The organism is Microbacterium sp. K2, from assembly GCF_051365005.1.
Lineage (GTDB): Bacteria > Actinomycetota > Actinomycetes > Actinomycetales > Microbacteriaceae > Microbacterium > Microbacterium foliorum_B.
In genome coordinates, this window is the sequence record NZ_JBLWII010000001.1 from 642,559 (window position 1) to 662,213 (window position 19,655).

General features: G+C 66.9%; 23 protein-coding genes. 3 read left to right on the top strand and 20 right to left on the bottom strand.

Features of this window, described 5'->3' with window-relative positions:
- Positions 1–28: 28 nt before the first annotated feature.
- Positions 29–964, bottom strand: coding sequence for a tetratricopeptide repeat protein (locus tag ACLKOY_RS03285; RefSeq protein ID WP_436452413.1), 936 nt, complete (start codon positions 962–964; stop codon positions 29–31).
- Positions 961–2,970, bottom strand: coding sequence for a glycosyl transferase (locus ACLKOY_RS03290; protein WP_436452414.1), 2,010 nt, complete (start codon positions 2,968–2,970; stop codon positions 961–963). Before ACLKOY_RS03290 ends, ACLKOY_RS03285 begins: the two co-directional genes overlap by 4 nt.
- Positions 2,971–3,150: 180 nt before the next feature.
- On the opposite strand from ACLKOY_RS03290, the gene ACLKOY_RS03295 reads away from it, so the two are divergent.
- Positions 3,151–4,212 carry an AI-2E family transporter gene (locus tag ACLKOY_RS03295; protein WP_436452415.1) on the top strand — a complete coding sequence of 354 codons (1,062 nt, stop codon included), beginning with the start codon at positions 3,151–3,153 and terminating at the stop codon, positions 4,210–4,212.
- Here ACLKOY_RS03295 and ACLKOY_RS03300 read toward each other — a convergent pair.
- The 9 genes from ACLKOY_RS03300 to rpsB form a co-directional block, all read right to left on the bottom strand.
- Positions 4,209–4,922, bottom strand: a complete 714-nt coding sequence (locus tag ACLKOY_RS03300; RefSeq protein WP_436454086.1) for an alpha/beta hydrolase — start codon at positions 4,920–4,922, stop codon at positions 4,209–4,211. The genes ACLKOY_RS03295 and ACLKOY_RS03300 overlap by 4 nt on opposite strands.
- 2 nt (positions 4,923–4,924) lie before the next feature.
- Entirely contained in the window at positions 4,925–5,212 is a 288-nt protein-coding gene (locus ACLKOY_RS03305; protein ID WP_436452416.1) for a hypothetical protein, read from the bottom strand.
- A gap of 9 nt (positions 5,213–5,221) precedes the next feature.
- Positions 5,222–5,887, bottom strand: a complete 666-nt coding sequence (locus ACLKOY_RS03310; RefSeq protein ID WP_436452417.1) for a transglycosylase SLT domain-containing protein — start codon at positions 5,885–5,887, stop codon at positions 5,222–5,224.
- A gap of 66 nt (positions 5,888–5,953) precedes the next feature.
- The gene (locus ACLKOY_RS03315) at positions 5,954–6,538 is read right to left on the bottom strand and encodes a DivIVA domain-containing protein (protein WP_140036969.1); all 585 of its coding nucleotides are present in this window, start codon (positions 6,536–6,538) and stop codon (positions 5,954–5,956) included.
- Positions 6,538–7,677 carry a phosphatidate cytidylyltransferase gene (locus tag ACLKOY_RS03320; RefSeq protein WP_181164362.1) on the bottom strand — a complete coding sequence of 380 codons (1,140 nt, stop codon included), beginning with the start codon at positions 7,675–7,677 and terminating at the stop codon, positions 6,538–6,540. The genes ACLKOY_RS03315 and ACLKOY_RS03320 overlap by 1 nt, the downstream gene beginning before the upstream one ends.
- A gap of 5 nt (positions 7,678–7,682) precedes the next feature.
- Complete coding sequence (gene frr / locus ACLKOY_RS03325) at positions 7,683–8,237, bottom strand: ribosome recycling factor (protein ID WP_140036968.1); 555 nt, start codon at positions 8,235–8,237, stop codon at positions 7,683–7,685.
- A 66-nt stretch (positions 8,238–8,303) separates the two neighbouring features.
- Complete coding sequence (gene pyrH / locus ACLKOY_RS03330) at positions 8,304–9,020, bottom strand: UMP kinase (protein WP_042536766.1); 717 nt, start codon at positions 9,018–9,020, stop codon at positions 8,304–8,306.
- 91 nt (positions 9,021–9,111) lie between these two features.
- Positions 9,112–9,939 (bottom strand): translation elongation factor Ts, encoded by an 828-nt coding sequence (tsf, locus tag ACLKOY_RS03335; RefSeq protein ID WP_363570625.1) that lies wholly within the window; start codon positions 9,937–9,939, stop codon positions 9,112–9,114.
- 44 nt (positions 9,940–9,983) lie between these two features.
- The gene (gene rpsB / locus ACLKOY_RS03340) at positions 9,984–10,883 is read right to left on the bottom strand and encodes a 30S ribosomal protein S2 (protein WP_436452418.1); all 900 of its coding nucleotides are present in this window, start codon (positions 10,881–10,883) and stop codon (positions 9,984–9,986) included.
- A gap of 304 nt (positions 10,884–11,187) precedes the next feature.
- Between rpsB and ACLKOY_RS03345 the strand changes: the two genes are divergently transcribed.
- Positions 11,188–11,715 carry a M23 family metallopeptidase gene (locus tag ACLKOY_RS03345; protein WP_436452419.1) on the top strand — a complete coding sequence of 176 codons (528 nt, stop codon included), beginning with the start codon at positions 11,188–11,190 and terminating at the stop codon, positions 11,713–11,715.
- An 18-nt stretch (positions 11,716–11,733) separates the two neighbouring features.
- On the opposite strand, the gene ACLKOY_RS03350 is transcribed toward ACLKOY_RS03345, so the two are convergent.
- From ACLKOY_RS03350 to ACLKOY_RS03390, 9 genes are all read right to left on the bottom strand, one after another.
- Positions 11,734–12,636 (bottom strand): tyrosine recombinase XerC, encoded by a 903-nt coding sequence (locus ACLKOY_RS03350; RefSeq protein ID WP_436452420.1) that lies wholly within the window; start codon positions 12,634–12,636, stop codon positions 11,734–11,736.
- 35 nt (positions 12,637–12,671) lie between these two features.
- On the bottom strand, positions 12,672–13,853 hold the full coding sequence (gene dprA / locus ACLKOY_RS03355) for a DNA-processing protein DprA (RefSeq protein WP_436452421.1): 1,182 nt from the start codon (positions 13,851–13,853) through the stop codon (positions 12,672–12,674).
- Complete coding sequence (locus tag ACLKOY_RS03360) at positions 13,850–15,379, bottom strand: YifB family Mg chelatase-like AAA ATPase (RefSeq protein WP_436452422.1); 1,530 nt, start codon at positions 15,377–15,379, stop codon at positions 13,850–13,852. Before ACLKOY_RS03360 ends, dprA begins: the two co-directional genes overlap by 4 nt.
- Positions 15,376–15,738, bottom strand: a complete 363-nt coding sequence (locus tag ACLKOY_RS03365) for a YraN family protein (protein WP_140036961.1) — start codon at positions 15,736–15,738, stop codon at positions 15,376–15,378. Before ACLKOY_RS03365 ends, ACLKOY_RS03360 begins: the two co-directional genes overlap by 4 nt.
- Positions 15,739–15,840: 102 nt before the next feature.
- The gene (locus ACLKOY_RS03370; RefSeq protein WP_042541663.1) at positions 15,841–16,167 is read right to left on the bottom strand and encodes a DUF2469 family protein; all 327 of its coding nucleotides are present in this window, start codon (positions 16,165–16,167) and stop codon (positions 15,841–15,843) included.
- Between the two features lie 47 nt (positions 16,168–16,214).
- Entirely contained in the window at positions 16,215–16,874 is a 660-nt protein-coding gene (locus ACLKOY_RS03375) for a ribonuclease HII (protein ID WP_436452423.1), read from the bottom strand.
- Positions 16,871–17,605 carry a signal peptidase I gene (lepB, locus tag ACLKOY_RS03380; protein WP_042541665.1) on the bottom strand — a complete coding sequence of 245 codons (735 nt, stop codon included), beginning with the start codon at positions 17,603–17,605 and terminating at the stop codon, positions 16,871–16,873. Before lepB ends, ACLKOY_RS03375 begins: the two co-directional genes overlap by 4 nt.
- A 118-nt stretch (positions 17,606–17,723) precedes the next feature.
- Complete coding sequence (gene rplS / locus ACLKOY_RS03385; RefSeq protein ID WP_042542128.1) at positions 17,724–18,071, bottom strand: 50S ribosomal protein L19; 348 nt, start codon at positions 18,069–18,071, stop codon at positions 17,724–17,726.
- Between the two features lie 179 nt (positions 18,072–18,250).
- Positions 18,251–18,739, bottom strand: a complete 489-nt coding sequence (locus ACLKOY_RS03390; protein WP_363570638.1) for an MFS transporter permease — start codon at positions 18,737–18,739, stop codon at positions 18,251–18,253.
- A 121-nt stretch (positions 18,740–18,860) separates the two neighbouring features.
- On the opposite strand from ACLKOY_RS03390, the gene map reads away from it, so the two are divergent.
- On the top strand, positions 18,861–19,643 hold the full coding sequence (gene map, locus ACLKOY_RS03395) for a type I methionyl aminopeptidase (RefSeq protein WP_436452424.1): 783 nt from the start codon (positions 18,861–18,863) through the stop codon (positions 19,641–19,643).
- The last annotated feature ends 12 nt before the right edge of the window (positions 19,644–19,655 follow it).

A 19,655-nucleotide genomic window follows, 5' to 3' on the forward strand; every position in this document is an offset into this window, starting at 1 on the left:
CTCAGGACTGGTCAGCCGTGGCACCGGGTCAGAAGAGCAGCGAGGAGAGCCTGTTACGGGCGGCGATGACGCGAGGATCCGCGGCACCGATCAGGCCGAACAGCTCGATCAGACGCTCACGAACCGGCGTCCGCTCGTCCGACGGCAGCTGAGCGAACAGGTCGAGCAGCCTTCCGAACGCATCATCGACGTGGCCGCCGGCGAGGTCGAGATCGGCGACATCGAACTGCGCCCGGACATCTCGGGGCGCAGCCGCAGCGGCAGCCCGTGCATCCTGCAGGTCGAGCTTCTGGACGCGGTCGAGAAGTCGAACCTGCCCGAGACCGGCGATAGCGTCCTCGTCGCGAGGATTCTCTGCGAGAGCCTTCTCATACGCCACGATCGCGGCGGCGTAGTCCCCCGTCTCGATGGCAGCGAAGGCCTCGGCGTGCAGCGGCGGCATCGGCGGTTCCTCCGGGGCTGCCTGGCCCTCGGGCGCCTCGCCGACGTTCAATGTGCCCGTCACACCGTTCTGGGCCGCGAGCTGGAGCAGCTGCGCGAAGACGTCCCTGACCTGCTGCTCAGGAACCGCCCCCGTGAACATCGGGACCGGCTGACCGGCGATGAGCGCGACGACCATCGGGATCGACTGCGCGCGGAAGCCCTGGGCAAGCTGCGGGTTCGCGTCGACATCGACCTTGGCGAGGAGGACCTTTCCGCCCAGTTCGCGCGCCACCTTCTCGATGATCGGGCTCAGCTGCTTGCACGGGCCGCACCACTCCGCCCAGAGATCGACGACCACCGGCACTGTGCGCGAGAGCTCGAGGATCTGGCCGAACGACTCGTCGGTCGCATCGACCACGATGTTAACGGCCCCGGCCGCGCCAGCGGGGCTCTGCGCTGCCGCAGCCGGTGCTGTCGGGCGGTTTCGCAGAGAGGAGAGGTCGACGGCTCCTCGGAGCGCGGCGGGAGAGATATCGGTCACTTGATCACCTCGACGGAGAGAAGGTCCTGTCGGACAGCCAGGAGTCGGATCTGCTCCGTCGAGCCCTGCGCGGGAACGGAGAAGAACAACTGGAATTCGTACTTGGTCGTCACGCCCTTGGCGGATTCGGTCACACCCGTCAGGGCTTTGGCCTGCGCGTTGTCGCCGAAGCGGATCACGGCGTCCGCCGACGTCGGCGTCACCGACTCCGTGTCGACGAGCGAGACAGCCACGATCGCCCCGCTGTCGAGCGTGGCCATCGATACCGGGGCGGAATCCGCGGGAATGATGTCGAACGCGGTCTGCGAGGTCTCGGCGGCACCGTTGTCCGCGAGGTTCTGCACGACGGCCTGGCGACTGTCGCGAATCGACTGGGCGAGATTCTGTGAGATCTCATCGAAGAGCCCGTATGACGCGCTGGTCTCTCCCGTGTCGACGATGTCTGCGAACGTCTCAGCGAGTTCACTCGGCGGGAGGCTGAGGAACGCGGAATCGTCCGGCACGAGCGAGGTGCCCAGCCACGGCGCGGCCACCTCGGGGAAGACGGCATCCGCCGACATCTCGGCCATGGTCGTCACCTTGTAGTTCGACCATGGATCCTGCTGAGTCATGGTGAGGATCACCGGCGGAACGGTGTCGTCGCCGGCACTCTTCGAGAGCAGCAGTACCGTCCGCGGCCAGCGGTCGGTGGCTTCGGGCAGCACGACCTCGACATCGTCGGTCGGGATGACGGCAGGCACCGGGGTCTCCGGGACAGCGGTCCGAAGCGCGTACTCGGTCGTGCGAGCCGTCAGCGCGGGACCATCGAGACGAGTCCCGGCGAGAGCGATGTCCATCGCCGCGTCTGCGTCTGCGAGCGTCGTCGACACCTCCTGCAGGATTCGCCTCGCCTGCGACTCGGTGACGGCGGGGGGCTTCTGGTTGTCCGGGGCGATCACCGTCGCGCTGGGCGACGGCGACGGCGTCCCCTCGCCGAACTGCGGCCAGGAATCGGGCGAGCAACCGCTCGCGAGCAGCGCCGTCACAGCCAGCGCAGGCAATGCGAGCAGGCGTCGACGGCCCGTGGTCGTCGCACGCCTCTCCGTCTTCCGATCGCGTTCGGGTGCGTCCGCACCGGCTGCGTCATCCGAGTCTTCCTGGCCCGCTCCGGCAGCGTTGGCGGGCGCACCGGACGAGTCCGAGTCGGCGGTCGCGTCGGCGGGCGAGGTCTCGATGGCTGCGCGCTCGGATGGCGGCAGCTGAGCCACATCGATCGGCTCGGTCGCCGGGAGGGGGCCGGGACCCTTTCGCCGGGGCCCACGCCCGCGGCGCTGGTGCCGGATGGCGAGGACGTAGAGGACCAGCCCGGCGAGGAGCATCGCTGCGCCTGCCGCCATGAGCGGACCCGCGAGCGGTGTCGACGTGTCGAGAGGCCATGAGATCGTGATGTCGTCAGGAGCGTCTGCGGTGCCGTCGTACGCGATGATCAGGCTGACCCCTTCGGGGAGCTGCATCTTGTCGACGATGAGGGCGTCGGTCTCGGTGAAGGAATCCAGCCAGAGATCGGAACCGGCCGGATTGCGGCCTGCCTCTGGGGCCGCACCGTCCTCGGCCGGGGTCTCGGACGGAACCGGGGTCTCCGCCGGGGCAGGGCTCTCCGCAGGTGCCGGGGTCGCTGTGGCGCCGTCGCCGTCGGTGATGGCTCCGGCAGGAATCAGCTCCGACTCGAGCTCGCCGTCGTTCCCCGCGGTCACGTGGTTGTACGAGGCGTCGGCCAGCCACGCTTGCATATCGGCCGTCCGACCGTATGCCGCGAAGATGTCACCCTCACCCCGCACGAGCAGGGTCTGAGACCCAGGGTGCTCGCGCAGGACGTCGCCGTCCAGCAGCACGTAAGGGGCAGGTTCTTCTACGGCGACCGAGACCTCCTGGGTCGACGGACCCATGAAGATGGTTCGCTGCGCGATGCCCGCAGCGATCAGTCCCGCAGCCAGCACAAAGGCCACGACGGCCCATACGAAACGCACGAATAGTCTCCTCACACGGCCCGGACACACGCCCGAGTCGCAACACTCGACATTTCAGACTAGCGAAATCAGCTGTGTGTTGCCCACGAGGGGCACGCCAGGGTCGCGTGCGGCACGTCGTCGCGGACAGTCGCGGTGCGGTGGATACGCTTGCAGAGTCCGGCATTCCGAGGAGCAGCGATGAAGATCCACAACCCGTTCCGTACCGCTCTCGTCGCGACGCTCGGCGTGGGGTTGGGCATCCTGCTGATCGGCAGCGTGGAGAGCCTCTCGACGGTTCTGCTCTACGTGGGAACGGCGCTCTTCCTCAGCCTGGGCCTCGACCCGCTCGTCTCGTTCCTCGAACGCAGGCGACTCCCCCGCTGGCTCGCCGTACTCATCACGATCCTCGCGGTTCTCGGCGTCTTCGCGGGCATCATCCTGATCGTCATCCCGGTGCTCGTCGACCAGATCTCGCAACTCATCGCCGAGATCACTGCCATCGTCCAGCGAGGCACTTTCCTCGCCGACCTGCGCCAGTGGATGGTCGACACCTTCCCCAACCTCAGGGTCGATGACGTCTTCGCCTACGTCACCAACTGGCTCGAGACGAACCTCGCCCAGATCGGCGGGTCGATCGGCCAGAGCGTACTCGCGGCGGGCGGTGCCGTCGTGAGCGGGCTGTTCGGCGCGTTCATCATCCTGATCCTCACGATCTACCTCACCGCATCCACGCCGTCACTCAAGCGTGCCGTCTACCAGCTGGCCCCTGCGTCGAAGCGCGAGCGCTTCATCGACCTCGCCGAGCAGATCACCGACTCGGTGGGCTACTACGTCATGGGGCAGGTCACCCAGGGCGCCATCAACGGCATCCTGAGCATGATCTTCCTCACGATCATCGACGCACCGTTCCCCGCCGTCCTCGCCGTCGTTGCCTTCTTCTTCTCCTTGATTCCACTCGTCGGCACTCTCACGGGGTCGACGATCATCGTCCTCGTGTGCCTGATCCCCGGACTCGGCTCGCCGGCGACAGCGATCGCTGCGGCCATCTACTACCTCATCTACATGCAGATCGAGGCGTACATCATCTCCCCGAGGATCATGAGTCGCGCCGTGTCGGTACCAGGCGCGGTCGTCGTCGTCGCCGCACTGGCAGGCGGCAGCCTGCTGGGCCTGCTCGGTGCGCTGATCGCGATCCCCGTGGCCGCCAGCATCCTGATCCTCTACAGACAGGTGCTGATCCCCCGGATGAACGAGCTCTAGACAGCGTGCCATTCGGTCGGCAGAGGCAACGCGGACGGATTCACCGCAGCGACGATCTCGGCGAGGACGCGACGCGTCTGGCTCTCCCCCACCCACAGGTGCTTGCCGCCCTCGACGGCGATCAGCTTCGCATGAGGGATCGCAGCGAAGCGCTCGCGTGCTTCGTCAGGGCGAAGGTAGTCGTCGAGCTCGGGGACGAGCACGACCACTTCGACGTCAGAGTCCGCCCACGCCGCGACCTCGGCATCGGTCGCACGGTGGAGCGGAGGAGAAAGGAGGATGATGCCCTCGATGTCGTGCTCCCGCCCGTACTTGAGCGCGAGCTCGGTGCCGAACGACCAGCCGAGGAGCCACGGGCGCGGAAGACCTCGCTCGCGCACGAACTCCATCGCCGCTGCGACGTCGAACTGCTCTGCGGCGCCTCCGTCGAACGCCCCATCGCTGGTGCCGCGCGGCGACGTGGTGCCTCTGGTGTTGAACCGCAGCACTGCGAGGTCGGCCAGTGCAGGCAGCCGTGCGGCGGCCTTGCGGATGATGTGCGAGTCCATGAACCCACCCGCCGTGGGAAGCGGGTGCAGCGTGACCAGTGTGGCCACCGGTGCGGAAGACTCCGGCATGGACAGCTCACCGACGAGCGTCAACTCGTCAGCGGTCTCCAGGACGATGTCCTCACGCCGCGCCGGCAGCTCGATCGGGCCACGGATCTCCATGCTCATGCAATCCTCCAACAGTGTGTGTGCCAGTGCCTTCGGGCGGCGAGATCCGCAGCATCACCGAGCACCCCGTCTGCACGCCAGACCACGAGGTGCGCGGTTCCCGGCACGACGCTGCGCCCGCATCCAGGGCAGATGTACTCCTTCAGAGCCTGCGCGGCAGACACCGGCTGCACCGTCCACTCCGAGCCCCGACGCACCTCCGTGCGCTTCCATGAAGCCAGGAGGCGATCCAGCGAGTCGTCGGGGTCAGGGCGCGCCGGACGGCGTCTGCGAGAGCGGGCCATGACGCCGGCTCACCACCAGTGGTTGTTCGTCCAGAACGCGTGAGCGCCGGCCCAGCTGCCGTACCGGCCTGTGGCGTATCCCGAAGCCCAGCGCAGGTTGTCTACCGGATCGTAGCCGTTGCCGGGAACCTTGCTGCAGGGCAGTGCCTGGACGAGGCCGCACGCACCAGAGGACTTGTTCGTCGCGTTCGGGTTCCACCCGCTCTCGCGAGAGACGATGTAGTCGACGTAGCCCCAATCGGATTCCGGGATGCCTGCTGCCGCCATCCACTCGGCAGGGGCTCCCCCGCCGGTGTAGAAGAGAGGACCACTGGGGCCGGGGTTCGATGATCCTGAGGAGCCGGAAGAGGCAGTCGTCGGTGTCGGTGTCGGCGTCGGCTTGGGGGTCACATAGACCGAGAAGGTGCCACGCTGAACGGGTGCGATCGCGGCGCCTTCCGCCGTGACAGTGAGATTCTGCGTCTCGCTGAGCGCCGCCGAGTACGCCGACTCCGGGCCGACCGCTTCAGGCTGCTGGGCGAGCGCGACGCCGGTCGGCGCCACCATGGCTGCAGCGAAGCCGACGACTGCGAGGCCGCTGAAGAATCCCGCGACGCCCCGTCGGCGACTGCCATTGCGCGCCGAACGAGTCGCCGATGCGGGCACAGGCGTGACGTCGTTTCGATGAGGTGTCATGGCGTTTCGGGAGTTCACGATGAGTGGCAGTCTACCCGGTGAGGCGCGAGTCGGCCATCGGAACGCTCAGCGAACAGCCAGGATCACGTCGACCGTCGCATCGAGCAACGCGTCGACCTGCTCTTCTCGATACCCCCCGCGCTGCATGCGGAACGCCGCGGAGCGCAGCTGCTCAGCCGTCAGGGGCTCGCCGTCACGCAGATAGCGCGCGATGCGGGTGCCCACATGATCGACCTCATCGATCCGGTAGCCGAACGTGAGGACACCCGTGCGTGCGAAACGCTGTCGCTTCGGACGCGCGAGGTGGTCGAGGATCACCTGTGCCTCATCACGGGCCTGCTCGACCCACGCCCCCGCGCCCTGGGAACGGACGACTCGGTCGCGCGCGCGAGCCGCCATCGCATCCTCGACTCGTCCGAGCGCCGCATCGACCTCAGCCACGACATAGCCGTTCTTGACGAGCGGGAAGGATGCCACACGGACGTCGGCTGCGGTGAGGTCGTCAGAGTCTCCTTCGAAGGCGGCTCTGGCGGCCGCGAGGAAGGTGTCAACGGCCGCTCGGTGATATCCGCGCACCCGTCCTGTGGTCAACGAGAATGCGGGCGGAGGCTGCACCGCAGCATCCGCTGTCTGTACGTCGTCGGAGACCATCACAGCACCACCCAGGAGGAGAAGAGGAAATACAGGCACAGCGCGGGCACCGTCGACGGCAGGATGCTGTCGAGTCGGTCGAGGAGTCCCCCGTGCCCGGGGAGCCAGGAGCTCATGTCCTTGATCCCGAGATCACGCTTGAGCATGGACTCGCCGAGATCACCCAGGGTCGCGGACAGGAGGATCGCGACGCCGAAGATGACACCGGTCCACCACGGCAGCTCGAGCAGGAAGATCGCGAGGAGCACGCCGGCCGTGATCGATCCCACCACGGCTCCGCCGAATCCCTCCCAGGTCTTCTTGGGACTGATCTTCGGCGCCATGGGGTGCCGCCCGAATGCCAGCCCGGCGGCGTACGCGCCGGTATCGGCCACGACGGCGATCGCGATGAAGCTCAGCACCCACCATTGGCCGCCCTCCTGCTTGAGCAGGATCAGTGCGACGGCCGCGAGGAACGGCACGTAGATCTGGACGAACCCGCCGATGACGGCGTCCGTGAGCACATCACCGTAGGTCCTGCCGTCCTTGGCGATCATCTGGGCGACCAGTCGCCAGACGATCACGAAAGCGACGGCGAAGAACAGCATGACCCAGACGAACCACAGGTCGAGGAAGAACGCGGACAGCACGAGCAGAGTCGCCGCGATGAACTGCGGGATCACGTCTATCCGACGACCCGATGCGCGCAACGCCAACGAGAGCTCGTAGACGCCGAGCAGTGCGGCAGCCAACGCGAACGGCACGAAGAGGACCTTGATGAACAACAGCGAAGCGAGCAGCACGGCGCCGAACGCGAGCCCGATCAGGGTCGCGAGGATCAGATCGCGCCCTGTGCGCTCCTTGATGCGCTCGTTCGCCTGGTCGAGCTGACCGCGAGCATGCGTGACATGCGTGCCGAACTCGTCACGCTTCGCCCGCCACTGCTCTCTGATCGCGTTGTGCTCAGCCGTGTCGAGAGGGGACTCCGTCATCGTCCGGTCGTCGACAGGCAGCGGAGGACGGGGCGGGATGCTCGTCGCGTCGAACGCCGCGAAGCCACCGTCGATCTGCGGGACGTCGCCGGTCGAGGTCGACGAGTCGCGCGCCTCGCGGCGCGTCTGCGGCTTGTCGGCGCCGTCATCCGTGGGTTCGTCGGACATGCCGCCTATACCTCGAGGAGCTCAGCCTCTTTGCGCTTGAGTGCGTCGTCGATGAGGTCGACGTGCTGGCGCGTGAGGGCGTCGAGTTCCTTCTCGCCACGAGCGATCTCGTCTTCGCCGAGCTCGTTCTTGAGGCCGTCGAGTTCGTCCTTCGCCTTGCGACGGATCCCGCGCACGTGCACCTTGGCGTCCTCGGCCTTGGTCTTGACGAGCTTGACGTACTCCTTGCGACGTTCAGCCGTGAGCTCCGGCATGGTCACGCGAACGAGGTTGCCGTCGTTCGTGGGATTGGCGCCGAGGTTCGGCATGTCACGAATCGCCTGCTCGATTCCCTTCAGCGCCGTCTTGTCGTAGGGCGTGATGATGAGCGTACGCGCCTCCTGGTTCGCCAGCGAGGCGAGTTGAGCGAGCGGAGTGGGCGTGCCGTAATAGTCGACGAGCACCTTCTGGAACAGCTGCGGGTTGGCGCGACCGGTGCGCACCGTGGAGAAGTCCTCCTTGGCGGCCTCGACCGCTCGTGCCATACGGGAGGTGGTTTCAGCGAGGACATCCGCGATCACGGTGACTCCTATCGTCGGGGTGTTCTGAAATTCTATCGGGCGTGGCCCGTGAGCACCGTCAGGCGCTCAGGCGGTGACGAGAGTGCCGATCGGCTCTCCCAGAAGCGCACGCGTGACGTTGCCGGCAGGTTCCATACCGAACACGCGCATGTCCATGTTGTTGTCCATGCAGAGACTGAATGCCGTGGAATCGACCACCTTGAGTCCGCGTTGGAGGGCGTCGCGATACGTGACGCGCTCGATGCGCTCCGCATCGGCGTGCTTGTTGGGGTCGGCGGTGTAGATCGCGTCGACGCCATTCTTGGCGACGAGGACTTCCTGCGCGCCGATCTCGAGGGCACGCTGCGCGGCCACAGTGTCGGTGGAGAAGTACGGCAGGCCGGCGCCTGCGCCGAAGATGACGACACGACCCTTCTCCATGTGCCGCTCGGCGCGGAGCGGGATGTACGGCTCCGCGACCTGGGTCATCGAAATGGCCGACTGCACACGCGTGGGCGCACCCGCCTGCTCGAGGAAGTCCTGTAGAGCAAGAGCGTTCATCACCGTGCCGAGCATTCCCATGTAGTCGGCTCGCCCACGGTCCATCCCGCGCTGGCTGAGCTCCGCTCCGCGGAAGAAGTTGCCACCGCCGACGACGATGGCGACCTCGACCCGGTCGACCGCGGCGGCGATGTCGCGCGCGATCTGACTGACGATGTCAGGGTTGACGCCGAGCTGGCCGGCGCCGAACGCCTCACCGGAGAGCTTCAGAAGGACGCGACGGCGTCCTGTGCGTTCAGTCATGGGGGTGATCCTCTCGTCCCGATTCAAGATAGTGCCTTCTGGGCATGAAGAAGGGGTTCGGATCGCGTTGATCCGAACCCCTTCGACGGTGTTACGCGCCGACCTTGAAGCGCGCGAAGTCCGTCACGGTGATACCGGCGTCCTTCGCCACCTGGGCGACGGACTGCTTGCTGTCCTTCGCGTAGTCCTGCTCGAGCAGGGCGACCTGCTTGATAAACGCGGAGACGCGGCCCTCGACGATCTTGGGCAGCGCCGCCTCCGGCTTGCCCTCGTTGCGAGAGATCTCGGTCACGATCTGGCGCTCCTTCTCCACAGCGTCGGACGGAACGTCCTCGCGGGAGAGGTACGACGGGTTGGCGAACGAGATGTGCTGCGCGATGCTGCGAGCGGTCTCGGCGTCATCACCCGTGTAGGCGACGACGACACCGATCTGCGGAGGCAGATCCTTGCTCGTGCGGTGCAGGTAGACCTCGACCTTGTCGCCGGAGATCGTGCGCACGCGGCGCAGCTCGACCTTCTCGCCGATGATCGCGGCCTCTTCCGAGATGACCTGCTCGACGCTCTTGTCGCCCGCCTGGGCGGCGAGAGCAGCTTCGACCGAATCGGCCTTGACGGCTGCGACAGCGTCGGCGACCTTGTCGGCCAGCGCGATGAAACGCTCGTTCTTCGCGACGAAGTCCGTCTCGCAGGCGAGCTCGATCAGCGTCACTGCGCCGTCCTGCTCGCGAGCGACGACGAGGCCCTCGCTGGTCGAGCGGTCAGCGCGCTTCGCGTTGCCCTTGGCACCCTTGAGACGCAGGATCTCGGTGGCCTTCTCGACGTTGCCGTCAGCCTCCTCGAGCGCCTTCTTGGTGTCGACCATTCCCGTGCCGAGCTGCTCACGGAGCGCCTTGAGATCGGCGATGGTGAAGTTGGCCATGTGTGGTGGCTCCTTGCTTCGTGATGTGTGTGGTGGTCGCGGAATTACTTGGCGTCTGCCTCAGCGGGGGCCTCGGTGGCCTCTGCTGCGGGAGCCTCGTCTGCCTCAGCCGGAGCCTCAGCAGCGGCGTCGGCGGCCGGAGCCTCAGCGGCGGTTGCATCCTCGGCCGGAGCCTCGGAAGCGGCGTCAGCGGGGGTCTCGAGAAGCTCCTTCTCCCAGTCGGCGAGCGGCTCAGCGTCGCCCGTCTCAGGGTTGTGCTTCTGCTGAAGGCCCTCTGCCGCGGCGTCCGCGATGATGCGGGTGAGCAGCGAGACGGAGCGGATCGCGTCGTCGTTGCCGGGGATCGGGTACTGGAAGTCGTCGGGGTCGGCGTTGGTGTCGAGGATGCCGATCACCGGGATGCCGAGCTTCTTCGCCTCGTCGATGGCGAGGTGCTCACGCTTGGCGTCGACGACCCAGAGGGCGGACGGCGTCTTGGTGAGGTTGCGGATACCACCGAGCGACTTGTGCAGCTTGTCGAGCTCGCGCTTCTTGAGAAGGAGCTCCTTCTTCGTGAAGCCCGAAGCGGACGGGTTCTCGTAGTCGAGTTCCTCGAGCTCCTTCATGCGGGCGAGACGCTTCGCGATCGTCTGGAAGTTCGTGAGGAGTCCACCGAGCCAACGCTGGTTGACGTAGGGCTGGCCCACGCGGGTCGCCTGCTCGGCGAGGATCTCCTGCGCCTGCTTCTTGGTACCGACGAAGAGGATCGTGCCGCCGTGCGCGACGGTCTCCTTGACGAAGTCGTAGGCCTTGTCGATGTACCCGAGCGACTGCTGCAGGTCGATGATGTGGATGCCGCTGCGCTCGGTGAGAATGAAGCGCTTGACCTTCGGGTTCCACCGACGAGTCTGGTGTCCGAAGTGCACGCCGCTGTCGAGCAGCTGGCGGATGGTGACCACAGCCATGGTCGTCTCCTTGTTCTGGCGCGGATCTGCGCCGTTGAGGTTGCCAAGTCGATCGGATGATCGAACTTCCTGGTGCCCGGCGCACTCCCGCCTGAGTGGAAACAGGACCTGTGGGAGTGGATGCCACGACTGAGTCGCTATGGGCACGCGTAGTCACCCCGAGATCGAGGTGCTCCCCCAGCATACAGGATGCGCGGGCCTCACTCACCCTGCACATCGCGCCCGTCTCGGGCATTCTGCACACGCCCCGCGCAGGCGTCAGTGCAACGCGCAGCCATTCGCACATGCGAAGGAACATTGCCTCATGAGCACCCGCACACGCACGACGATCGTCGTCCTCCTACTGATCGTCATCGCTCTCGCACCGCCCACCCCGACGAGCGCGGGAGCGTCATCGTCGGACGGCGGGGCGCACCCAGTCTGGAGATGGCCGATCGACGCGCCCCGCACGATCGCGTCACCGTATCGCGCTCCGGCACACGCGTTCGGCGCCGGCCATCGAGGCATCGACCTCGCGAGCGCGCAGGGGGTGATCGTCCGAGCACCGGCCGATGGGGAGATCGCGTTCCGAGGGACCGTCGTCGACAGACCCCTGATCACGATCGCGCATCCCGACGGCTATGTGTCGACGTTCGAGCCCGTGTCCTCCACACTCGCCCCCGGCGACCTTGTCTCGGCCGGCGATGAGATCGGCACGGTCGCGGCTGGCGGTCACGCGATGCTCGGCGCACTGCATCTGGGAGTCCGGCTGGATGGTGCGTACATCAACCCGATGCTGCTCTTCGGACCAGTGCCTCGAGCGGTGCTGCGCCCCTGCTGCGACGCGCCGTGACGCGCGTCCGTCAGCGCCTCACGCGCGCGGATGGGCGAGACGGTACGTCGCAGTGAGACGCTCAGCGGAGACGTGAGTGTAGATCTGGGTCGTGCCGAGGCTGGCATGACCCAGGATCTCCTGGACAGCGCGCAGGTCTGCTCCGCCGTCCAGGAGATGAGTCGCTGCCGTGTGCCTGAGCGCATGCGGGCCGACAGTCTCTTCGCCGACGAAGGGCGCGAGCACCTCGGCGACGAGTGAGTACACCGTGCGCGGTCCGATCCGCGCACCACGACTGCCGAGGAACAGAGCGGGAGACGACAGCGCTGCGCGGGCGGCGAGAGAGGGTCGCCCACGAGACAGGTACGAGCCGGCGGCCTCGCGAGCAGGAACCCCAAAAGGCACCACTCTCTCCTTCGCCCCCTTTCCCATCACCCGCGCAGTACCTCGATCGAGATCGAGGTCGTCGACATCGAGGCCGCACAGCTCGGAGACCCGGATGCCGGCACCGTACAGCAGTTCGAGAATCGCGTGGTCTCGGAGCACTATCGGATCACCGGCGCTTGCGGCTCGGCGTTGCGCATCGAGCAGGGTCGTCATCGCGTCCTGAGAGGCGATGGTGGGGAGGGTCCGCCCCCGCTTGGGAGCGACCAGGCGCAGGCTCGGATCGTGATCGACGAGTTGCTGCTCATGCGCCCAGCTGAAGAAAGAACGTGCCGCCGCCGCTCGCCGCGCGAGCGTCGACCGCGCGTCCCCGCGCTGAGTCGCCCGCCAGAGCCAGTCTCGGAGGGTCTCCAGGGTGACCTGGTCGACCTCGAGTTCATCGACGGTCTCCGCGAGATCCCGGAGGTCTGATCTGTAGGCGCGCACGGTGGCGGGAGAGAGCCGACGCACCCGAGCAAGGTGGTCGGTGAAGGCATGTGCGGCCGCCGCGAACTCCATGGATCAAGTGTGCAGGAACCCCGATCGCCGAGGCGTCAGCCGCGCCGCTCGCCAACCCGCGCCCTCTGCCATCCCCCATCTACTCGTCGGACCGCACCCTCGAGCTCGAGCAGCCCGAGCAACGCAGTGACTCGCTCAGGTGCGAGTCCCGACCGTCGAGACAGCTCGACAGCGGCTCGCGCATTGCGACTGCTCATGGCATCGAGTACACGAGCCCGGTCGGGATCCGCCCCTCGACCGGGTGACGTACCTGGCGGCCCGTCGCCCCAGAGCTCGCGTATCTCGGCAGTCGTTGTGACGCACCGCGCGTCGTACTCGCGCAGGAGCCGATGACAGCCGGCCGACGATGCGGATGTCACCGGCCCGGGCACCGCGCCGAGCGGGCGACCCAGTGCAGCTGCGTGACCGGCAGTGTTCAACGATCCGCTTCGCCATCCTGCCTCCACGACCACCGTCGCGTCGCTCACCGCGGCGATGAGTCTGTTGCGCGACAGGAATCGCCACTTCGTCGGCGCGGTGCCGCAGGGGACCTCGCTCACCACGGCGCCGGTCTCGACGATTCGCCGAAGAAGCTGCTGATGGCCCTGGGGGTACGCTCGATCGACCCCGCCCGCGAGGAAGGCGATCGTCTTTCCGCCGACTCCGAGTGCCGCGCGGTGACCTGCGCCGTCGATGCCATACGCTCCCCCGGACACGACGACTGCGCCGCCCGCGGCCAGCTCGCCCGCGAAGTCGCCCGCGAGCATCTCGCCGTATCCGCTTGCCGCCCGGGCGCCGACGATCGCGACTCGAGGTGCCGCGCTCAGCAGCTCCGGGTCTCCGCGCACCCAGAGCACGGTCGGCGCGTGCACCCCGAGGTCGTCGAGGGAAGTCGGCCAGTGCGCATCCCCCGGAAGCAGAAGTCGGGCTCCGACGTCCCTGGCGCCGCGCAGCGCATCGACCACGCTGCGCGCATCGGCTCGGGTCTTCCACCGAGCCCGCCCGTCGGCGAGTGCCCGGCTGCTGACTTCTGAGTCCGCCGCATTTCCGGTGCCCAATGCGAACCGGAGCGCGTCCGAAGCACCGAGCTCTCCGATCAGCGCCCCGGCCACGCCATCGCCCGGCTCGGTGAGGACCGACCACGACACCCGCGCGAGCGCCTCCCCCGCGTCTCCGGAGTACCTGACCTGTTCGAGCGACTCCCGGACCCCGGCGTCATCTGTGAGCGAATCGATCATGATGCGTATCCCCTCTTGAGAAACAGCGCCTGGCCCACTTCGTCGCGTCCCGGCCTGTCGGCTCCGGCGAGATCGGCCATGGTCCATGCCAGCCGCAGCACCCTGTCGTAGCCGCGCAGTGTGAGCGTTCCCCGCTCGAGAGCCCGGTCCAGCGGCGCCCGCGCATCAGCCGGGATCCGCAGATCGAGCTGTCTCAGCCGAGCACCGGGCACTTCGCTGTTGCGAAGCCATGGGGTTCCCCGCCATCGAGCGACAGCTCGCTCCCGCGCCTCGATGACCCGCGCGCGAGCGCTTTCGCTCGTCACCCCGGTGCGGTCTCCGACCATCGCCTGAGAGGCGGACACCCGGGAGACGTGCAGCTCGACATCTATGCGGTCACGCAGCGGACCCGAGAGCCTCGTCGAGTACCTCCGGATAGCCAACGACGGACACACGCACTCCGCGCCACGAACCCCGTAGTTGCCACACGGGCAGGGATTGAGCGCCACGATGAGCTGGAACTTCGCGGGAAACCGAGCCGTGATCCCCGATCGGCTCACTTCGATCACACCCGACTCGAGCGGTTGTCGCAGCGCGTCGAGCGCCACTCTCGAGAACTCTGCCGCTTCGTCGAGGAAGAGCACGCCCCTATGCGCCCGAGAGATCGCCCCGGGGCGAACAGACCTCGTTCCACCTCCGACGAGCGCGGCGACGGATGCGCTGTGGTGCGGCGACTCCAGCGGCGGCATCACGTCGAGAGCCTGCACCGACTCCCCCGTCAGCGAGCGGATCGACGCCACCTCGAGCGCTTCGTCTTCGGTGAGACTCGGAAGGATGCCAGGCAGCCTTCGTGCGAGCATCGTCTTTCCCGCCCCCGGCGGGCCGCTGAGCAGCATGTGATGTCCCCCCGCCGCGGCGACGATCAGTGCACGCACGGCGTCCTCCTGCCCCACGACGTCGGCGAGGTCCAACTCCTCGGGACGCTCGCGAGCTACCGCTGCGGCCGCGACCGGATCTGCATCGAGCACGTCGACCTCTGCGCCGTGCCACACCGCCACCTGCGAGAGGCTCGCCGCGGGACGCACCTCGATTCCTGGCACGAGCCTCGCCTCCGCTTCATTCCCCCAGGGGACGATCACGGTGTCGAACCCCGCGCGCGCGGCAGCGAACACCGATGGCAGCACTCCGGGAACGGGCCGGAGTCGACCATCGAGCCCGAGCTCACCGAGATGCACCACGCGCGCGACGGACCGACTGGACAGCGCTCCCCCGGCTGCCAGCGCAGCGACGGCGATGCTGAGGTCGAAGCCCGCTCCCTGCTTGGGGAGGCTCGCGGGTGAGAGGTTCACCGTCAGTCGACGACGCGGAAGATCGAGCGCGGTGTTCTTGCACGCGTTGTGCACCCGCTGGACAGCTTCGCCGAGAGACTTGTCGGGCAGCCCGATGATCTTGAAGTCGGGCGTCTGATTCGAGATGTCCGCTTCGACCTCGACCATGTGTCCGTCGACCCCGGTGAGCGCGACCGCCCAGGTGCGGGCCGTCTTCACGACACGTCCACGAGGTGTTCGAGCGTGCTGTGCTCGGGATCCGCACCGATGATCCCGATCGCCTCGATCCGGATCATGAGCCCATGGGACAGGTCGGGGTGATCGGCGGCCCACGCATGCGCCAGCTGCCACAGCCGGCGGATCTTGCGTGCGTCCACCGCTTCGAAGGGGTGCCCGTGAGCGATCGTCCGTCTCGTCTTGACCTCTACGACCGCCAGATGGCGGCCTCGGGAGGCGACGATGTCGATCTCGCCCTGCGCACAGCGCCAGTTGCGGTCGAGCACCTCATATCCGATACCGGTCAGGTACCGAACCGCCTGTTCTTCGCCGGATCTACCGAGCTCGTCTTTCGCTGCCATGAGGACAGCCTGTCGATCGACCGCGCCGCTCAGCGCACCGGAAGAGACGAACCTCCAGGCCCTCTGGACAACTGGTCAGGAACGCGAATCGTGCAGAAGAGGTCACTCCCCGTCGAGCGACAGCTCCTGGGGCAGTTCGAACTCGCGGCGCTGGAGTTCTTCGACGTTGACGTCCTTGAACGTCAGCACCCGCACGGCCTTCACGAAGCGGTCGGCACGGTAGATGTCCCACACCCAGACGTCACTCATCGAGATCTCGAAGTAGAAGTCGTGCTCGGTGTCGCGGCGTACGACATTCACCTCATTGGCGAGGTAGAACCGCCGTTCAGTCTCGACCACATACTGGAACTGTGCGACGACGTCGCGATATTCGCGGAACAGCGCGAGCTCGAGCTCGCGGTCGTAGTCGTCGAAGGCTTCCTCATCCATGATCCCTCCATCCTAGAGTCGGCGACACCGCGATGCCGCACGCAGACTCAGAACAGCGTCGGGACATCCGCGATCGCCCAGGATGATCGGTGGTGCGGGGAGAGCCCGAGGCTCCTGATCGCATCGCGATGCTCGAGACTCGCATATCCCTTGTTCCTGTTCCATTGATACGCGGGGTGACCTTCGTGGAGCTCGGCCATGTACGTGTCACGGGCGACCTTCGCGATCACAGATGCCGCTGAAACCGACGCGCAGTCACGGTCGCCCTTGACGACCGGCCGAACGCGCAGAGGAACCGGATGCACGGGCGAGACGTAGTCGTGATTGCCGTCGAGCAGCACGAGTGCTCCGTCGAGGTCCACTCCCGAGTCCACCACGCTCTGCACGGCGCGCGACGCCGCGAGCCCGAGCGCCCGCATGATGCCCACCGCGTCGACCTCGGCTGCACTCGCCCAGCCGACTCCCGATACCTGCACCCATGCCGCGGCCCTCGCGGCGACGTCAGGTCGACGTCTCTCGGTGACCAGCTTCGAATCCCGAAGCCCTTCGGGAACGCGGCGGCGCGCGCCTGCCGCGTCCATCACGGCAGCTCCGACCGCCACCGGACCGGCAAGCGCACCGCGGCCGACCTCATCGAGGGAGATGATCAGATCGCACTCGGTCAGCAGCCTGCGCTCCAGAGTGAGCTTCGGAGCGACGACGGTCATTCCGGATCCGGGACGCCGTTGAAGCTGTCGTGGTGGCCGTCGATCGTGCCCATACGGTCGAAGGGCCATGTGGTGAAGAACGCCTTGCCGACGACGTTCTCGATCGGCACGAATCCGCCACTCGGAAGATCCTGGTGCGCCCGCGAGTCCCTCGAACGGTCCCGGTTGTCTCCCAGCAGCCAGAGGGACCCCTCCGGCACGACCACGTCGAAGGGTTCGTTCGACGCAGCGGTGTCGCCGTCCGGCAGGTTCAGGTAGCCGAGCTCGTCGATGGGCGCGCCGTTGACCGTGATCTGACCGAGCGCGTTGCAGCAGACGACGTGGTCGCCCGGCAATCCGATCACCCGTTTGACGAGGTGATCCTGAGAGTCCGTGGCCGAGATCCCGATGACGTTGAGCATCCAGTCGAACGCTTCGATGAGCGGCGGCTGCGCCGGAGTCTGCGGCTGTCCGTCGAGCCACCCGCCCGGATCCTTGAAGACGACGACATCGCCGCGTTCGTAGTCGTTCCACCGGGGCGTCAACTCATCGACGAGGATGCGGTCTTTGACCATCAGGGTGCGTTCCATCGAGGCCGACGGAATGTAGAAGGAGCGGACGACGAAGGTCTTGACGACGAAGGAGACAAGCGCCGCGATCACGACGATGACGAGGACGTCTCGCAGGAAGACCAGGAACCCACGACGCCGCTTCGTCGGTGGAGTGGACGCGGCGGCGGAGTCAGTCGTCATGAGGGTTCCTTCACAGTCTCGCACCGCACGGAGACGGCATCATCAAGGGTCGCACACCCCGGGGAGAACACAGCACCCCGGGACATCGTGTCCCGGGGTGCTGTGGAGAACCTGCGCGTCAGTTGTCGCGCTTCTCCTTGATCTTCGCCTTCTTGCCCCGCAGCTGGCGGAGGTAGTAGAGCTTCGCGCGACGCACGTCACCGCGGGTGACGACCTCGATGTGGTCGATCACCGGGGAGTGCACCGGGAACGTACGCTCGACGCCCACCTGGAAGCTGATCTTGCGAACGGTGAAGGTCTCGCGCACGCCATCGCCCTGGCGGCCGATGACGACGCCCTTGAAGACCTGGATACGCGAGCGGGTGCCCTCGGTGATGTTCACGTGCACGTTGACCGTGTCACCGGGGTTGAAGACGGGAACGTCTGAACGCAGTGAAGCTGCGTCGACGGCGTCGAGGATCTGCATGATCGTCTCTCTCTGCACTCGCCTCAGGTCGGTTGCATGATGTAAGTAGGAACAAGAAGAGGTGTGTGCTGAACGGAGCCGAAGCGTCCGTGGGCTCCCCTGAGGCAGAACCGGTCACGGCACAAACACTCATTCTGCCATGGATGCCGCACACGGCCAAAACGCCGTGCGCCGCGTCGTCAGTCCCGAGAGTCCTTCTCGCGGACGACGATGACTTCGTGCGCGCGGGTCTCGGGCGCCGACTCATCGACGCCGGGCACGGAGGACCACGCGATGGTCTCGCGGATCCGCGCCCCGCTCCCCTTCGCCTCGTTCCACAACTGCCAGAGCTGCAGCCAGAACAGGCCGATGCCGACCACCACTGCTGCCGCAAGCAGCCAGCCGAAGGCGCCGTCGATGAAGCAGCCGACCGCGATGGTCAACCCGTGCCAGAGCGTGAAACCGGCGACGTCCCACCAGGAGACCGCCCGCTCGACGCGTACCGACGGACGGGATCGGGTCAGGAGCGTGAGAAGCAGCTGACCGATGAAGACCGAGGGCACGGCGATGAACAGCACCCACAGAATCGCCCACCCGCCCTGGAAGACGCCCCAACCCACGAGCAGCCAGAGCGGCAGCAGGAAAGCGGCCGGAATCAGCCACCGGAAGAACGCCTGACGCAACCACATGTCTCAAATCGTACGACGATGTGCTCGGCGTCGTCCCGGTGTTCGCTGTGAGCGCGCGGCCTCGGCGCGAACGCCCGCATCCGGGAGATCGGGGAGAATGGAGTGGACGAGAGGACACCCGATGATCGAACTGCGCACCCCTGCCGAGATCGACGAGATGCGCGCCGCCGGTCGCTTCGTGGCTGAGACCCTGGCAACCCTGCGCGACGAGACGAAGGTCGGCACGAATCTGCTGTCGATCGATCGCCGAGCGCACGACATGATCCGCAAGGCCGGAGCGGAGTCGTGCTATATCGACTACCACCCGTCCTTCGGCGCCAGCCCGTTCGGCAAAGTGATCTGCACGTCGATCAACGACGCGGTGCTCCACGGGCTCCCCCATGACTACACGCTCCGTGACGGCGACCTGGTCTCCCTGGACTTCGCAGTGTCCGTCGACGGCTGGGTGGCGGACTCGGCCCTCTCTTTCGTCGTGGGCACCCCGCGCGAGGAAGACCTTCGCCTCATCGACACGACCGAGCGCGCACTCGAGGCGGCGATCGACGCAGCGGTCGTCGGCAATCGAATCGGCGACATCTCTGCCGCCATCGCCGCGGTCTCGCGCGGCGAGGGGTACTCGATCAACACCGATTTCGGCGGACACGGTGTGGGGCGCATCATGCACGGCGACCCGCACGTGCCCAACGACGGTCGGGCCGGGCGCGGATTCCCGCTGCGCGAGGGCCTGGTTTTCGCCCTCGAGCCGTGGCTGCTCGAGACGACGGACGAACTCGTGACCGACCCGGATGGCTGGACCCTTCGGAGCGTCGACGGATCCAGGGGCGCTCATTCAGAGCACACCGTCGCAGTGACGGCGGACGGCCCCGTCATCCTCACTGACAGGTCGTTCCTCGGCGTCCGCTGACTCCGGCTGCCC

What these genes read in the sequence shown, in the direction of transcription:
- ACLKOY_RS03295 (WP_436452415.1), top strand. Translation starts at nt 3,151, where the DNA reads ATGAAGATCCACAACCCGTTCCGTACCGCTCTCGTCGCGACGCTCGGC.
- ACLKOY_RS03300 (WP_436454086.1), bottom strand. Translation starts at nt 4,922, where the DNA reads ATGGAGATCCGTGGCCCGATCGAGCTGCCGGCGCGGCGTGAGGACATC.
- ACLKOY_RS03305 (WP_436452416.1), bottom strand. Translation starts at nt 5,212, where the DNA reads ATGGCCCGCTCTCGCAGACGCCGTCCGGCGCGCCCTGACCCCGACGAC.
- ACLKOY_RS03310 (WP_436452417.1), bottom strand. Translation starts at nt 5,887, where the DNA reads ATGACACCTCATCGAAACGACGTCACGCCTGTGCCCGCATCGGCGACT.
- ACLKOY_RS03315 (WP_140036969.1), bottom strand. Translation starts at nt 6,538, where the DNA reads ATGGTCTCCGACGACGTACAGACAGCGGATGCTGCGGTGCAGCCTCCG.
- ACLKOY_RS03320 (WP_181164362.1), bottom strand. Translation starts at nt 7,677, where the DNA reads ATGTCCGACGAACCCACGGATGACGGCGCCGACAAGCCGCAGACGCGC.
- pyrH (WP_042536766.1), bottom strand. Translation starts at nt 9,020, where the DNA reads ATGACTGAACGCACAGGACGCCGTCGCGTCCTTCTGAAGCTCTCCGGT.
- tsf (WP_363570625.1), bottom strand. Translation starts at nt 9,939, where the DNA reads ATGGCCAACTTCACCATCGCCGATCTCAAGGCGCTCCGTGAGCAGCTC.
- rpsB (WP_436452418.1), bottom strand. Translation starts at nt 10,883, where the DNA reads ATGGCTGTGGTCACCATCCGCCAGCTGCTCGACAGCGGCGTGCACTTC.
- ACLKOY_RS03345 (WP_436452419.1), top strand. Translation starts at nt 11,188, where the DNA reads ATGAGCACCCGCACACGCACGACGATCGTCGTCCTCCTACTGATCGTC.
- ACLKOY_RS03350 (WP_436452420.1), bottom strand. Translation starts at nt 12,636, where the DNA reads ATGGAGTTCGCGGCGGCCGCACATGCCTTCACCGACCACCTTGCTCGG.
- dprA (WP_436452421.1), bottom strand. Translation starts at nt 13,853, where the DNA reads ATGATCGATTCGCTCACAGATGACGCCGGGGTCCGGGAGTCGCTCGAA.
- ACLKOY_RS03365 (WP_140036961.1), bottom strand. Translation starts at nt 15,738, where the DNA reads ATGGCAGCGAAAGACGAGCTCGGTAGATCCGGCGAAGAACAGGCGGTT.
- ACLKOY_RS03370 (WP_042541663.1), bottom strand. Translation starts at nt 16,167, where the DNA reads ATGGATGAGGAAGCCTTCGACGACTACGACCGCGAGCTCGAGCTCGCG.
- ACLKOY_RS03375 (WP_436452423.1), bottom strand. Translation starts at nt 16,874, where the DNA reads ATGACCGTCGTCGCTCCGAAGCTCACTCTGGAGCGCAGGCTGCTGACC.
- lepB (WP_042541665.1), bottom strand. Translation starts at nt 17,605, where the DNA reads ATGACGACTGACTCCGCCGCCGCGTCCACTCCACCGACGAAGCGGCGT.
- rplS (WP_042542128.1), bottom strand. Translation starts at nt 18,071, where the DNA reads ATGCAGATCCTCGACGCCGTCGACGCAGCTTCACTGCGTTCAGACGTT.
- ACLKOY_RS03390 (WP_363570638.1), bottom strand. Translation starts at nt 18,739, where the DNA reads ATGTGGTTGCGTCAGGCGTTCTTCCGGTGGCTGATTCCGGCCGCTTTC.
- map (WP_436452424.1), top strand. Translation starts at nt 18,861, where the DNA reads ATGATCGAACTGCGCACCCCTGCCGAGATCGACGAGATGCGCGCCGCC.